The organism is Streptomyces sp. NPDC107454 (genome assembly GCF_055582885.1).
Genome location: NZ_JBVJPA010000020.1, coordinates 83,566 through 97,676, shown reverse-complemented (window position 1 = coordinate 97,676; position 14,111 = coordinate 83,566). Strand labels below are relative to the sequence as shown.

Genomic DNA, 14,111 nt, shown 5'->3' with positions numbered 1-14,111 from the left:
AAGCGGCAGGGCCGCCTCGACGGGGGATGCGAGACGGCCCTGCTGACAGTGTGCCACGACAGACATCTCCGATCAGGGACATGGCCACCTCACGGCGACGATGGTCGCGCCGGAGCCTTCGTCTGGTTGATGTCGCCGATCATCTGCCACAGCCGCAGCGCCCGCCCTCGGTGCTGCTGCGCCAGGTGGTGAACGCCGGCGGCGGCGTCCAGGTCGCCGATCAGTTGCCAGCATGTGGCCTCGTCCTGGCGGTCGCCGTGCCGGTGGAACAGGCCCGCCGCGCGCTCCAGCGCCGGGCTCGCCCGGTCCCGGTCGTCTTGACCGGCGTACACGCGGCCGACTTCCAGGAGCGTGTACGCGGCACACCGCTCGTCGGCCAGTTTCTCGAAGGTGGCCAACGCCTGCCACAGGCAGCGCAGCGCCTCGTCCGGATCACCGCGCCGATCGTGCAACCGGCTGAACCGCCGCAGCACGACGGCCACGCGATGCTCGTCGTCAAGCGCCCTGGCCAGGCGCAGGGCTCCGGTGAACCAGGACTCCGCCTCTTCGAGTCGGCCCTGCATGAGTCGCATCACGGCCATGGAGCAGGACAGCTGCGCTTCGATGTGCCGGTCGCCTTCACCGACCGCGATGGCCAGCGCTTGCTCGACACGTTCGAGTGCTTCGTCGTCACGGCCCTGCACCCGGCTGACCGTACTGAGCATCGCCACCGACAACGCCTCGCCGCGCTTGTCCCCACTGTCCCGGCACAGCTCGATGGAGGACTCCAGGACGCGGGTGGCGCTGTCGAATTCGTCTTGGTAGATGTGCAGCTGGCCGAGACCGCGTAGCAGCACCGATGCCCCGCGTACGTTGCCGGCGGCCTCGGCCGCGTCCAACGCGAGCCGGTGCCCGTGCTGCCAGTCCTGATACAGACACCGGTGGTCGTAGTAGGTCGCCGCGCCGGCCGCCAGCTCCCAGGCCAACTCGTCCAGGCCCCAGTCCACGGCCAGTTTCACCGCACCGAGCAGGTTGTCGCGTTCCGCGTCGAACCAGCCGAACGGATCGGCCATCAGCCGGTCCACGACCGCATCGGGCAGCGACCGGCGCGGTGCCGAACCGGGCTCGGCTGCCAGCAGCCCGGCCGCCGGCAGCCGATCGGTGCCGCGCCCGATCAGCTCAAGCCAAACGGACAGCACCCGGATGATCGCGTCCCGCTTGTCCTCCGTCGGCAGCGGGGCGGCGATCTCCACGGCGCAGGTCCTGATCAGGTCGTGCAGCCGATAGCGCGGCTCGCCGAGGGCGTCGGTGGCGGTCAGCCGCACCAGGCTGGCGTCGACGAGGGTGTCCAGCACCTCCTCGCCGTCCGAGCGGTCCAGCAGCGGGCCGACCACCCAGCCGGGCAGGGTGTAGGCGCCGAGCAGACCCAGCAGACTCAGCGCGCGCACCGAGTCGGCCGGCAGCAGCCGTAAGCTCAGCTCTACGCTGGCTCGCACACTGAGATCCCCGATCCTCAGCTCGGCCAGCCGCCGGGACTCATCCTCGATCCGTTCCCGCAGCACCCGCAGCGACCAAGCCGGGCGGCCCGTGAGCTTGCCGCTGGCGATCCGGATCGCCAGCGGCAAGTTGCCGCAGCAGTCGAGGATCGCGTCGGCCTCCCCAGGTTCCCGCTCGACCCGCCGCCGCCCGACAATTCCCGTGAACAACTCCCGCGCCTCTGCCGGGCTCAGCACATCCAGGTCGATGTGCCGAGCGCCGGGGAGTTGCGTCAGCAGAGTGCGGCTGGTGATCAACACGGCACAGCCGTCGGCCGCGGGCAGCAAGGGCAGCACCTGATCGGCGTGACCGGCATCGTCCAGCACCACCAGCATGTGACGTTCCACCAGCAACGATCGGTAGAGCGCGGCTCGCTCGGACAGGCCGTTCGGGATCGCGCTGCCGGCGATCGAGAGCGCGCGCAGTGCTTCGGCCAGCATCAGCCCCGGGTCCCGTGGCTCGTCCGATGTCGCGGCGAGGTTGAGGTAGAGCTGGCCGTCGGGGAAGTCGGCGCTCGCCAGCCGCGCAGCGTGCGTCACCAGGCAGGACTTGCCGACACCGGGACCACCCACGATGACGGCCACCGGGGCCCGGTTCGGCGCCGCCCCGTCGAGCAGTCCGGCGATCTCGGCCAGCGCTTCGGCCCGGCCTACGAAGTCGGGTACGTCGAGGGGTAGTTGACGCACGGGCATCGCCATGGCCGGCCCGGGGTCCGTCGGGGCAGGGCTCTCCGGTGGTATGTCCAAGGGCCTGCTCGCTGGGACGGGAGCCGTCAGGGCGGGATCCGCGATGAGGATGCGCTGATGCAGCGCCTGGAGCGGCGGGGTGGGGTCGACGCCGAGTTCGTCGGCCAGTGTCCGGCGCAGCCGCTCGTACACCTGCAGCGCCTCGCCTTGTCTTCGACACCGGTAGAGGGCGACCATCAGGTGTTCGGCAACCTGCTCGTCGTAGGGGTGCTCGCGGAGCAGAGCGGTCAGTTCATCGATGACCTCTCGATGGCGCCCCAGGTCGAGTTCGATGGCCAGGCACTGTTTGTGCGTGGCCGCGCGTTTCTCGTTCAGCCGTGCCGCATCGATCTCCAGGGCTTGGCTGGGAGTGTCGACCAGGGCGTTTCCTCGCCAGCAGGCCAGCGCCCGCCGCAGCGCGACTGCTGTCTCGAACGGGGCCGTGTGCTGTTCGGCGAGGTGTCGCTCGTGGTCGAACTCCAGCAGGTCGAGCTGATCTCGGGCCAGGTGGATCTCGTAGCCGCCGCGCCGCGTGCTGATCAAGGAGCCGGGTGCTCCGCAGGCGGCGAGGTTGCGGCGCAGCCCAGAGACGGCGTCCTGGACCTGGCGGACCGCGGTGGCGGGCGCGTTCGCGTCCCACATCACGGCGACGAGCCGTTCCATGGCGACGATGTTGTTGGCGTCGATCAGCAGTGCTGCCAGCAGCTTGGCCTGCCGCGGCCCGTTCAACCGAACCTCGCGTCCGGTGATCTGGGCGTATAACGGCCCCAGCACGCCGAATCTCATGTATCCCCCGGCACGTGAAAATTGACGCCACCCCCGGCTGACCTCGCATTAGGACGAATCCAGGACGGCCGACGGACCCTCGTCCATAGCGTCGTCACCGTAGCGGGGCTCACCGAAAGGCGGGAAGTTCCCGCGGGATCCAGAAGGAGAATTGTCTTGAACTTGCGCAGGAAGTTTCTCGCCGGCGCCTTTGCTGGAACCGTAGTACTCGCAGGCGTCGCGGCAGCCACTCCGGCCGGCGCGATCGCCAACGTCGGCTGCAACAACAACACCCTGCATGAGTGGAGCCACACCCACGACTACTGCTATGCGGGCGTCGGTGACGGCTGGGCAAACATCTCAGAGGTGTATGCAACGAGCTCGGGGAACAGCGGCAGCGTGACCGACATCAGCGTGCACGGGGTCAACTACAACGTCCCCTTGAGCGCGGGGATGAGCGTCAACTACGAGCAGCGCTACGGAACCTGGGGGAACGTGTACGGGGTTCACATCAAGTACATCCCGTAGCGGATCGCTGCCGGCGGGAGCCCCCTGGCGACCGCCGGCAGCGGTGTCCACGACGTGCTGTTACGGGACCTGCTGAGATGAGCCAAGATGAGAAACACGGGTAGAGCAGCTGTCGGGCTCCTAGCACTGCTGCTGACTGCCGGGTGCTCAAGCCAGGCACCCCGGTCCCCTGCGCCGGCACTGGGGCCGATCCCGGAGATATCCTCGGTCGACGCCATCAGTTTGCCGGTCGATTCCTACATACCCACCTCGACTCAGATCCTGGCATTGCAGAAGGCCACTGACGTGGCGTCGGCGCGTTGTATGCACGGCTACGGACTGCCGTATCACCCGCCGATCATGGAGGGGTTCGCCGACTTCGCCCGGCAGAACAAGATACGCACCACCCTGTACGGTTTCTTCGACCTTTCCACGGCCCGCAGCAAGGGATACGACACGCAGCTCGGCCGTCCTGACGGCACGTCCGACGAAGTGCCCTACACCATGACGGAGATGGGTGTCCTCCGCGGACAGAGCGCCTCCGGAACCACTGTGGCCACGTTCAAGGACAAGAAGGTCCCCGCCGGCGGATGCCGTCAGCAGGGCATCGACGCTATCGGAGGCCCACCTCCGATACCTGCCGCCGAAGCGCTTCCGGACGGAGGACCCAAGATTCCCCCGGATAATCCACACATGAAGGTGGTCAATGCACGCTGGGCGGCCTGCATGAAAGGCAAAGGGTTCATGTACCCCAACCCTTGGGCGGCATACAGCAGTCCGAAGTGGAAAGCATCTGCGGCTGGGTCACCCCCTCGACAGACCCCTCACACATCAGAGGAAATCGCAACTGCCACAGCTGATGTGGAGTGCAAGCTGTCCACCAACCTGGTCGGCGTTGCCGTAGCCGTTGAGATCGCCTACGACCGTCAATACATTGAGTCGCATACGGCTCAACTTGCCAAATTCAAGCGGCGACTTGGCGACCAACTGCGCACGGCCGCGCGACTGACGGGCTCCAACTCAGCCTGACCCTGCCGGGAATCTTGGAGTTTCTCGGTGCGGCAGCACGATCGACCGGCATGCCCGGGGCTGCCGCTCCGGTGAGCACGTCTCGTCCCTGACTGCGCAGATCGCAGGCGAGCAAACCGGGTGGTACGACGGCGATGTGGGCGAGAGACCGCCTCGACGGGCTCTGGGTGACGAGGACTTCGCTGACTGCTACCCGCGCGACGGGCACCCCGGCCTCTCCCCCGCCCGGCTCACCACCGTCTGCGTGCTGCACCATGGAGCTGGACGATCCGGGCTTCCGCCACGGCGTGTTGACCGACTTCCGCGAGCGCCTCGCACGGGACGAGTGCCCGACTGTCTTCTCGATCCAGCGCTCTGCCGCCTCGTTGAGGTCAGCCTCAAGGAGGCGGCCTCGTACGCGAGCGCACTACGCAGCGGACCGACTCCACCCATGTTCTGGCCGCGGTGCGCGATCTGACGCGGCTGGAACTGGCCACTGAGGCGGTCCGTGCCACGCTGGAGGAAGCGGCCCGCGCCGCCGGGCATCCGCTGTCCGGCCTGGTCGACGAGGACTGGGGCGCCACTATGGCCGTCCGGTCCGCCTGGACAAGAACCCGTGTACCGCGGGGTTCCGGGCCGCCGATGGCACCAGCCAACGGCCGGCCCGTCCCCTCGCGGCCGACCCCCGTCGCCGCGGGGAGAATCCCACCGGTCCCGGACCTCGTCAGCCGGAGGAATGCTCATTGGATGTCGGCTGGTCCGGCGTATCTTCCTCCGGAGGTGGCGTCGGCGATGGAGGAAACAGAAGGTTCTCCATGGCGTCCAGCATGAACATCAACAGCAGGAGCATCTCCGGCACGAGCAGAGCTATCACGACCACGGTGCCTCCCGACGAAGTCGGTGATCACGGGTACGGCGCGGCTGCAACAGGTACAGGCTCAGCGTGGACCGAATGGGGGAACGCCGCACGCCGGACCCGGGGGCGTTAGGCCATTCGGGCGACATCCCTGCGGGGAGCGGGATCTTCACATGGCGTGACCTGTGACATGGCGTGACCCGTGTTTCAGCAGGTCAGCTGGTTTCGTCGGTCTCTGCGGGCTTGTTGGGGTCGCCGTTTCCGCGTGAGTTCCGGTTCTGCCACATGCGGCGGGCTGAACCGATGGCCTCGAGCAGCACCGCGCTCAGCACGCGCAGACGTCCCAGGTGTGTGCTCAGACGCTGTCGGACGCGAGCGCGGAGGTGGTCCGACGGCAGGGCCCCGGCACTGGTATCTGCCGGTTCGGTGACATCGTCGGCCAGTGTCAGCTCGACGGCGCCGATGTATTGCGAGGACATGTTGTAGAGGTAGGCGCTCAGGGTTGCCAGGGCCGTGCCCAGGATGATTTCCAGCACGACGACGGCGGTGGTGATGGTCAGACCCCGTCTCAGGGACGGCCACGGTTGCGGGTCCATCGCGCTCAACGTGCTCCATATGACGGCCATGGTGACGACCACACACGCTCCGAGACTTACCAGGACCAGAAAGCTCGTTGCCATGACCGACCAGGGATCAGCTCGGGTCATGCGCAGCCGTGCCATCTGCGCGCCAGGTCCGCAGCGCGCCGCCCGTGGCACCGGATCCGTCTGCGAGCGGTCCTGCGCGTCGTGCTCGCGGGGCTGCGCCGGCTGCTGAGCATCGGACACAGGCGCACCGTCCCTGGCCGCGTCTGCCGGTGGTCGCCCGGTGCGGCGGGGCACGTCCTGGGGGTCTCGTTGCCGGCGGCCGTCGGCACCGCCTTGTCCCGAAGTCTGTATTTTGCGGGTACTACGGGTCCTGCGCTTGGCCCGGCTCATGCCTTCCTCCCCGGGTGGTCGGACGCCCACTGGTCTCACGGCACACGTGACGCGCTGGGCTGGGTACTCGGGCTGTGTCTGAGCGCTGATCCCCACGCGATGGCGCGGGGTCTCACCCGGCTGTCGGGCCTGGCCTCAGGCGGCTGCCGGGCCTGGCCTCAAGCGGCTGCGCGGACGCCGCCGGCGGCCGCTGTGCGGGTGATCCTGCCGACCTCGTGCCAGAACGGCCTCGCTGTCAGATATGCGCCCAGCACGGACAGCACGCCGAAGGAGACGTCGACACTGATGCGACCCTCGCTGGCCCAGTACACGTCCTGCAGATCCAGCAGCAGCGCGAACTCGTCGCAGATCAGCGCGGTGCCGCATCCGTAGGCGGCCGCCACGACGGGATGTCCGATCGCCCGCTCGTCACCCCGGACGGCGATCAGGCCGAGCCCGGCGAGCGTAGCGATGCCGAAGTTGTAGTGATGCAGATGCTCGCCGCCCGCGGAGATGTTTCCCCAGGGCAGCCACCCGCCGCGAATGCCGTGCGTGATGACCCGTACGGTGCCGAAGGTCACCCCGAACGAGATCCATGTGATCAGCAGCGACCGCTGCAGCGGCGTCAGATGCCGTTCCGCTGCCTGCCGCCACCGCCGCACCAGCAGTGGCCTGGTCCGGTCGCGGCGGCCCGCCGTGGCGAGTCTCATCACTGACCGACCTCCCATGCCGAACAGGCCTCTGCACACCGTGGGCAGATGCCCGCTTTCAACAACTCGTTTGCGAATCCGACGTTATGTGCAGGATTGCGGTCGTGCATCCGGAGCAATTTCCACGACGTGCGGACGCCCGGCGGTCAATGCCATGGGTCAGAGCTCGTCCGGTGCGCCGAGGCCGGTCAGGGCGCCGACCGGGTCGAGGTCGGGGGTGCCCCGGGGCCACCAGTCCTCGTGGCCCGGTTCCGATTCGTAGGCGTACCAGAGGCCGTCGTGGCCCAGGCGGAGCTGGGCATGGCCGCGGGGGTGGGTGAGGTGGTTGCGCCAGGGGCGGAAGGCGGGAAGGTCGGCGGCGAGGAGGAGGGGGCGGGCGCGGTCGAAACGGCCCGCGGGCGGGTCCCAGGGCTCTTCGAGGACGGTGAGCCCTTCGAGCCCGCCCTGCCGCCACGCGGCGACCGCGCGGGCCAGGTCGGCGGGGGTGCGGCCGGCGGCGGAGGCCAGCGAGGAGTAGAGAGCGCGGGTCGCGGCGGTGAGGCCGGAACCGGGGCGGGCGGCGGCGAGCCGTACCGCGTCCTGCCACAGCGTCAGCTCCGCGACCGGGTCGCGGCCCGTGGTGAGCAGCGCGTGCGCGCGGGCGGCCGCGTCCGTGGCGAGCTGGTCCAGCGCGAACGGGTCGGGGCCGCCCGGCGCGCCCGGGTAGGCCGGCGGCTGCTCGGGGTGCGCGGGGGCGGGCAGCGGCGCCGGGAGGGACGGCAGCGACCGGCGCGCGAGGGCGTCACGGGCCCGTACACCGGGCAGCGGCGCCGACTGCTGCTCCTGGGCGGAGCGGGCCGCACGGGTGGCGTTGCGGCGGGACAGCGCGTCCAGCAGCTCGCGCTCGCCCCTGCCACGCAGCAGAAGCAGTACGAAGGGGTCCTCGTCGAGCAGACGTGCCGTCTGGTAGCAGAGGGCGGCGGCGTGTTTGCAGGGGTGGCCGTAGTCGGGGCAGCTGCACTGGGGTGCGAGGTCGCCGGGGCCGGGGAGCAGGTCGGCTCCGCAGTCCGCGAGCGACTTCGGCATCTCCTTGTCGAGGAGCGCCGCGATGTGCCCGGGGCGCTCGGCCGCCGCGTCGAGGAAACGGTCCCAGTCGCCGTCGTCCAGCGTCCGCAGTCGGACCTGGACGCGGTACGGCCGCGGGCGGCTCCCGTGGACATAGGCCAGCAGGAGTCCCGGTGTGACCGTGATGGCGTCGACGTGCCCCTGGTCGGCGTACGCCCGTCCGCGCGCCAGCCGCGCCGCGTCCAGGGCGCCCTCTTCGAGGGCGCTCACCCAGGCGTTGCCCCACCAGGTCTCCGCGAAGGTGTCCGCGTGCGAGGTGCGGGCGGGGAGCGCTTCGAACGTGCGGCGCAGCTCGCCGTCGCGGCGCGGGGACGCCATGGAGCGCGGCGCGGCGGCGGCCGACGGGAGCGTGCTCGGCTCGCTGAGCCGGGGCTGCGCCGGGAGCATCGGCTGCGCCGGGCGCGCCGACCTGCGGCGCACCTTCTCGGCGTCGGTTTCGGCGTCGGTCTTGGTGTCGGTCTTGGCGTCGCTGTTGGCGTCGGTCTTGGTATCGGTCTTGGCGTCGCTGTTGGCGTCGGGGGCGGTCTCGGTGGTGGTGCCGATGTTGGTGTTGGTGGCTACGTCTGTCTCGGTGTCCGTGTCGGGGTGCGCCGGACGGCCGGTGGTGGTTGTGTCGCGGGGCGCTGCGGCGCCGGGCAGCTCGAAGGCCTCCGCGAGCACCTCTCGTACGTCCCGGACCCGGCCTCCCGGGTCGTGGTCCCGTCGGTCGCGCCGGGCCCGCGCACTGGCCGCCGCACGGTCTGCCGACCGGTGGGCGCCTCCGGCTCCCTTGGTCTCCGCCGCCGTCCGCGCCTGTCGGGCTTCCGTGCGCGCCGCGCGCAGTGCCTCGCGGGCGATGTCACCAGGACGTGTGCCGGCTACGGGCACGTCGGCGGACGGGGCGTCCGCCGTCTTCGCGCGGGCGGAGGGCCGTACCGGGCCGGGTCCGGCGCCTGCGTCGGGGTCCGGATCCGGGACGGTGTCGGCACCCGCACCCGCATCCGCACCCGCACTCGGGTCCGGATGCGGATCGCTCCCCCTCGTGGCGGCCCGGCGCAGGGCCTGCCTGGCCGCGTCGCCCGGTCGGGCCGCCGGGGAGGTCACGCCGTCGGACCGCGAACCCGGCTCGTCCCCTGCCGCCGCACCCCGGGTGTCGCGCTCCCGCGCGGCCCGCAGCGCGCGACGCGCCACGTCAGCGGGGCGCGGCCCGGCCCCGGGAGCGGACGGCTCGGCGTCCGGCACGTCCACGCCCCCGGTCACCGGTCGTGTCTCCTCCTCGGCGCCGCTCACGACGACCTCCGCAGTGACACCAGGTCCGACAGCTCGCGGTCGGTCAGTTCGGTCAGGGAGGCCTCTCCGGAGCCCAGGATGGCGTCGGCGAGCGCCCGCTTCGCTTCGAGCATCTCGGCGATGCGGTCCTCGACCGTGCCCTCGGTGATGAGGCGGTGGACCTGGACGGGCTGGGTCTGGCCGATGCGGTAGGCGCGGTCGGTGGCCTGCTCCTCGACGGCCGGGTTCCACCAGCGGTCGAAGTGGACGACGTGGCCCGCCCGGGTGAGGTTCAGGCCGGTGCCCGCGGCCTTGAGGGACAGCACCAGGATCGGGGTGGCCCCGCTCTGGAAGCGGTCCACCATGTGCTCGCGTTCGGCGACCGGGGTGCCGCCGTGCAGGAGCTCCACCGGGACGGCGCGCGCGGCCAGGTGGGCGGTGATCAGCCGGGCCATCCCCACGTACTGGGTGAAGACCAGCGCCGAGCCGTCCTCGGCGAGCAGTGTGTCCAGCAGCTCGTCGAGCAGGGCGAGCTTGCCGGAGCGGGCGGAGGGTCCGAGGGCGGCCGCCCGGGCGTCCTCCTTCAGGAACAGCGCCGGGTGGTTGCAGATCTGCTTGAGCGAGGTGAGGAGCTTCAGGACCAGGCCGCGGCGGGCGATGCCGTCGGTCGTCTCGATGGCGAGCATCGACTCGCGGACCACGGCCTCGTAGAGGGATGCCTGCTCGCGGGTGAGGGGGACCGGGTGGTCCGTCTCCGTCTTGGGCGGGAGCTCGGGGACGATCCCGGGGTCGGACTTCTTACGACGGAGCAGGAAGGGGCGGATCAGCCGGGCCAGGCGGGCGATCGCCTCCTCGTCCTCGCCGTTCTCCACGGCGCGCGCGTGGCGGGCGCGGAAGGACTTGAGGGGTCCGAGCAGGCCGGGCGTCGTCCAGTCCAGCAGGGCCCACAGCTCGGAGAGGTTGTTCTCCACGGGGGTGCCGGTGAGGGCCACGCGCGCGGGGGACGGAATCGTCCGTAGGGCCTTCGCCGTCGCCGAGTAGGGGTTCTTGACGTGCTGGGCCTCGTCGGCGACGACCATGCCCCACGTCTGCTGGGCGAGCCGGGGCGCGGCCGAGCGCATCGTGCCGTAGGTGGTGAGGACGAAACCGCCGTCGAGGTCCTCCAGGGTGCGGTCGGGGCCGTGGAAGCGACGGACCGGGACGCCGGGCGCGAAGCGGTTGATCTCCCGCTGCCAGTTGCCCATGAGGGATGCCGGGCAGACGACCAGGGTGGGTTCGCCGCGGTCCCGGCGCAGGTGCAGGGCGATGACGGTGATGGTCTTGCCGAGGCCCATGTCGTCGGCCAGGCAGCCACCGAGGCCGAGCGAGGTCATGAGGTCGAGCCAGGCGAGGCCCCGCAGCTGGTAGTCCCGCAGCCGGGCCTGGAGACCCGGGGGAGGCTCCACCGGGGTGATACCGGCCGTCAGACGGTCGCGCAGCGTGGCGAGGGCGCCGACCGGCACCGCCTCGACCGTCTCGCCGTCGACCTCCGCGGTGCCGGTGAGCGCCACGGACAGGGCGTCGACCGGGTCGAGCAGGCCCAGCTCGCGCTTGCGGGCCTTGCGGACGAGGGCGGGGTCGACGAGGACCCACTGGTCGCGCAGCCGCACGACCGGGCGGTGGGCCTCGGCGAGGGCGTCCATCTCGGCCTCGGTGAGCGGGTCGCCGCCGAGGGCCAGCTGCCAGCGGAACTGGAGCAGTTCCTCGCTCTCGAAGAATCCGGTGCCGTCCGTGGCCGAGCCTGGCGCGGGACGCACCACCGCGGCGGCGCTGAGGTCGTGGGCGAGGTCGCGGGGCCAGTGGACGGCGACGCCGGCCGCGCCGAGGCGGGTCGCGGCGATGCCGAGCAGGTCGGAGAGCTCCTCTTCGGAGAGTGCGAGGACGTCGGGCACGTCCTGTTCGGACAGGCGGTCCAGGGGCGGCCAGACGCGGGCGGCGCGGCGCACGGCGAGTGCCGCGTCCACGCGTGCGCGGGGGCCGAAGGCCGTGTCGGCGTCGCCCGCCCACAGGGCCGCGGTGTCGACGACGAGGGTGGGGTCGGCGAGGCTGTGCACCTGGACGACGGCGGCGCCCGCGCGGTGCGCGCCCTCGCCGTCGTCGAAGAGCTGGTACGCCGACAGGTCCAGGCGGAGCGAGATCCGTACGCCCGCGTCCATGCCCGCGGCGACCTCGGCGGCCCAGTCGTGGGCTCCGGGCAGCCGCTGCGGCTCTCCGGCCGCGAAAGGTTTTCCTGCGGTGTGGGGAGCGGCGGGGGTGCGCGGCAGGGTGTCGGCGACCGCGTCCAGGAAGGAGCGCATCAGCGCTTCCGGGTCGGGCAGCCGGAGGGGGCCCTTGCCGGGGAGCGGGACGGCATGCCCTTCGTACGGGAGAGCGGCGGCCACGGCCCGCAGATGGGCGATGTCGTCCGGGTCCAGTGGGCCGGCGCGCCAGGCGTCGTGGCCCTCGGGGGTGAGCCCGGGCAGCAACCGGCCCCGAGCGACGAGCCGCAGCGCGTGCAGCGCGGCCGCGCCCCAGCAGGTCGTGGCCGGATGCGCGGCGCGGTCGTGGCGGGCGCCGACGAGCAGCGGGAGGGCCCCGGCGATCGGCAGGGTCAGCGCGGGGACGGTGCCGCGGCGGGCTCCCGAGCCGTGCGGTCGTACCACCGTCAGCTCGGTCGGCTCGGCGGACGACGTGTTCTCGGCGGGCGACACGCTCCCGGCACCGCCGACGGAGGGCAGCGGCCCGCCGTCCGGGTCCCAGAAGGCGACGCGCCCCTGGCGGGGCACGGGTGCGGGCAGGAAGACGGCGGCAAGCCGCACCGGCACACGCGTATCGGTCTGCACGGCCTCGTCGCCCATACGTCCGGTCACCTCCCGCCCCTCGGTCGAATCAGTCGTCTTCGACTCTACGGGCGGGCTCTGACAATCGGTCCCGACGGTGGCCCCGGCGCGGGGCCGGGGCGGCTCAGGGGATCGTGCGGGAGACGACGTAGACCATGGCGCGCCCGGGCTGAGGCCAGTTCACGACGATGTCCTGGGTGGGCGCCGGGTCCTTCTGTTCGTGGGCGAGGCCCCACCACGAGCCGGGGCCCGTGAACTTCCAGCCGACGATCTTCTGGTCACGGGTACCGACGGTGATGTTGTTCTTGCGCAGTGTGTCCCGGCTGGTGCCGATCTCCGAGAGGAACTGCTCCAGGCCCGTGCCGTTGGTGGCGAACTGTACGTAGAAGCGGCTGGTCTTCCAGTTGTTCGTCTCGTAGGAGGCGACGGCGACGGCGTTCAGCGGGATCGGCACCTGGTAGAGGCGGCGCTGGACGCGCGAGGGCCAGCCCACGGTGAGGCCGGTCGCCGAGTACTTCTCCTCCTTCTGCTTGCCGCTGTCGCGGCTCTGGTTGGCGGAGATCACCAGGTAGCCGGCCGGGACGCCGATGAGCAGCACGATGATCAGCAGCGTCAGGGCGCGGCGGCGGAACTTGTGGCGCGGGTCCTCCGGCGGGCGCCGGGGCTCGTCCGGAGGTGAGGCCTGGCGCGGCAGCGAGGCCGTCACAGCGTCCCCTGGGTCGTACGGCGCGACTCGGAGTAGCGCTCGTACCGCTCGTAGCGCTCCACACGGCGGCGCTTGGCGCGGCGGAAGCGGCGGGCGACGAGGCGGGCGAGGTCGGCGGCGCCGACCATACCGGCCTCGGGGCCGAGCTGGGCGCGGGCGATACGGGCCTCTGGACGGTAGCCGCGGCCGGTCAGGTGGCGGCGGAAGGCGTCACGCGCGGGGCCGATGAGGAGGTCGTCGGCCGCGCTGACGCCGCCGCCGATGACGAAGCAGGAGGGGTCCAGGGCCGCCGCCAGGTTGGCGATGCCGACGCCGAGCCACTGGCCGATGTCCTGGAGCAGCTCGATGCACATGGCGTCGCCCTCACGGGCGAGCTCGGTGATCATCGGGCCGGTGATGTCGCCGATGTTGCCCTTGACGTGCTCGATGATCCCGTACGCGACCGGGGAGTCCGCGGCGGCGAGTTCGCGGGCCTCGCGGACCAGCGCGTTGCCCGAGCTGTACTGCTCCCAGCAGCCGCGGTTGCCGCACGGGCAGCGGTGGCCGCCGGGGACCACCTGCATGTGACCGAACTCGCCCGCGACGCCGAACTTGCCGCGCTTGACCTGGCCGTCCTCCAGCAGCGCGCCGCCGATGCCGGTGCCGAGCGTGATCATGACGAGGTTGTCCTCGCCGCGCCCCGCGCCGAACCGCCACTCCGCCCAGGCGGCGGCGTTGGCGTCGTTGTCGACCAGGACCGGGACGGCGAGCCGCCCGGCGAGGCGGTCGCGCAGCGGCTCGTTGCGCCAGGACAGGTGGGGGGCGAAGAGGACGCGGTTGCGCTCGGCGTCGACCCAGCCGGCCGCACCGATGCCCACGGCGTGCACGTCGTGCCGGTCCGAGAGGTCCAGGACCAGCTCCACGATGGTGTCCTCGACGACCTTGGGGCTCTTGGACTTGTCCGGCGTCTCGGCGCGGAGCTTCTCCAGGATGTTGCCGTCGGCGTCGACGACGCCCGCCATCACCTTCGTGCCGCCGATGTCGATACCGACGGTGGGGACGCGGGGAGCCGTCAGGTGGGAACGGCGCTCACGCGTCCCTACGGTCCGCAGGACAGTGGCCCGCGCGGAGCCGCGGTGTGCGAGGTCGCGGTAGGTGCTCATCGGGCCGATTC

General features: G+C 71.4%; 10 protein-coding genes. 2 read left to right on the top strand and 8 right to left on the bottom strand.

Annotated features, from left to right (window positions below; translation table 11 throughout):
- Nucleotides 1-89: 89 nt before the first annotated feature.
- A complete protein-coding gene (locus ACZ69M_RS40770; RefSeq protein WP_470058068.1) occupies nt 90-3,026 on the bottom strand; it encodes an AfsR/SARP family transcriptional regulator in 2,937 nt (978 codons plus the stop codon).
- 156 nt (nt 3,027-3,182) lie between these two features.
- On the opposite strand from ACZ69M_RS40770, the gene ACZ69M_RS40765 reads away from it, so the two are divergent.
- The gene (locus ACZ69M_RS40765) at nt 3,183-3,533 is read left to right on the top strand and encodes a hypothetical protein (RefSeq protein ID WP_403694084.1); all 351 of its coding nucleotides are present in this window, start codon (nt 3,183-3,185) and stop codon (nt 3,531-3,533) included.
- A gap of 222 nt (nt 3,534-3,755) precedes the next feature.
- On the top strand, nt 3,756-4,541 hold the full coding sequence (locus ACZ69M_RS40760) for a hypothetical protein (protein WP_470058066.1): 786 nt from the start codon (nt 3,756-3,758) through the stop codon (nt 4,539-4,541).
- Nucleotides 4,542-5,244: 703 nt separating this feature from the next.
- On the opposite strand, the gene ACZ69M_RS40755 is transcribed toward ACZ69M_RS40760, so the two are convergent.
- The 7 genes from ACZ69M_RS40755 to ACZ69M_RS40725 form a co-directional block, all read right to left on the bottom strand.
- Complete coding sequence (locus ACZ69M_RS40755) at nt 5,245-5,400, bottom strand: hypothetical protein (RefSeq protein ID WP_470058064.1); 156 nt, start codon at nt 5,398-5,400, stop codon at nt 5,245-5,247.
- Between the two features lie 191 nt (nt 5,401-5,591).
- Complete coding sequence (locus ACZ69M_RS40750; protein ID WP_470058062.1) at nt 5,592-6,203, bottom strand: DUF3566 domain-containing protein; 612 nt, start codon at nt 6,201-6,203, stop codon at nt 5,592-5,594.
- A 308-nt stretch (nt 6,204-6,511) separates the two neighbouring features.
- Nucleotides 6,512-7,042, bottom strand: a complete 531-nt coding sequence (locus ACZ69M_RS40745) for a hypothetical protein (RefSeq protein ID WP_470058061.1) — start codon at nt 7,040-7,042, stop codon at nt 6,512-6,514.
- A 159-nt stretch (nt 7,043-7,201) separates the two neighbouring features.
- A complete protein-coding gene (locus tag ACZ69M_RS40740; protein WP_470058059.1) occupies nt 7,202-9,415 on the bottom strand; it encodes an SWIM zinc finger family protein in 2,214 nt (737 codons plus the stop codon).
- On the bottom strand, nt 9,412-12,270 hold the full coding sequence (locus ACZ69M_RS40735; RefSeq protein ID WP_470058213.1) for a DEAD/DEAH box helicase: 2,859 nt from the start codon (nt 12,268-12,270) through the stop codon (nt 9,412-9,414). Before ACZ69M_RS40735 ends, ACZ69M_RS40740 begins: the two co-directional genes overlap by 4 nt.
- Before the next feature lie 106 nt (nt 12,271-12,376).
- Nucleotides 12,377-12,958, bottom strand: coding sequence for a sugar kinase (locus ACZ69M_RS40730; protein ID WP_470058058.1), 582 nt, complete (start codon nt 12,956-12,958; stop codon nt 12,377-12,379).
- Nucleotides 12,955-14,100, bottom strand: coding sequence for an ROK family glucokinase (locus ACZ69M_RS40725; RefSeq protein ID WP_075032911.1), 1,146 nt, complete (start codon nt 14,098-14,100; stop codon nt 12,955-12,957). Before ACZ69M_RS40725 ends, ACZ69M_RS40730 begins: the two co-directional genes overlap by 4 nt.
- Nucleotides 14,101-14,111 lie beyond the last annotated feature (11 nt).

Bases quoted from the DNA above. Each gene is read 5' to 3' on its own strand.
- ACZ69M_RS40735 (WP_470058213.1), bottom strand. From the start codon at position 12,270: ATGGGCGACGAGGCCGTGCAGACCGATACGCGTGTGCCGGTGCGGCTT.
- ACZ69M_RS40770 (WP_470058068.1), bottom strand. From the start codon at position 3,026: ATGAGATTCGGCGTGCTGGGGCCGTTATACGCCCAGATCACCGGACGC.
- ACZ69M_RS40745 (WP_470058061.1), bottom strand. From the start codon at position 7,042: ATGAGACTCGCCACGGCGGGCCGCCGCGACCGGACCAGGCCACTGCTG.
- ACZ69M_RS40725 (WP_075032911.1), bottom strand. From the start codon at position 14,100: ATGAGCACCTACCGCGACCTCGCACACCGCGGCTCCGCGCGGGCCACT.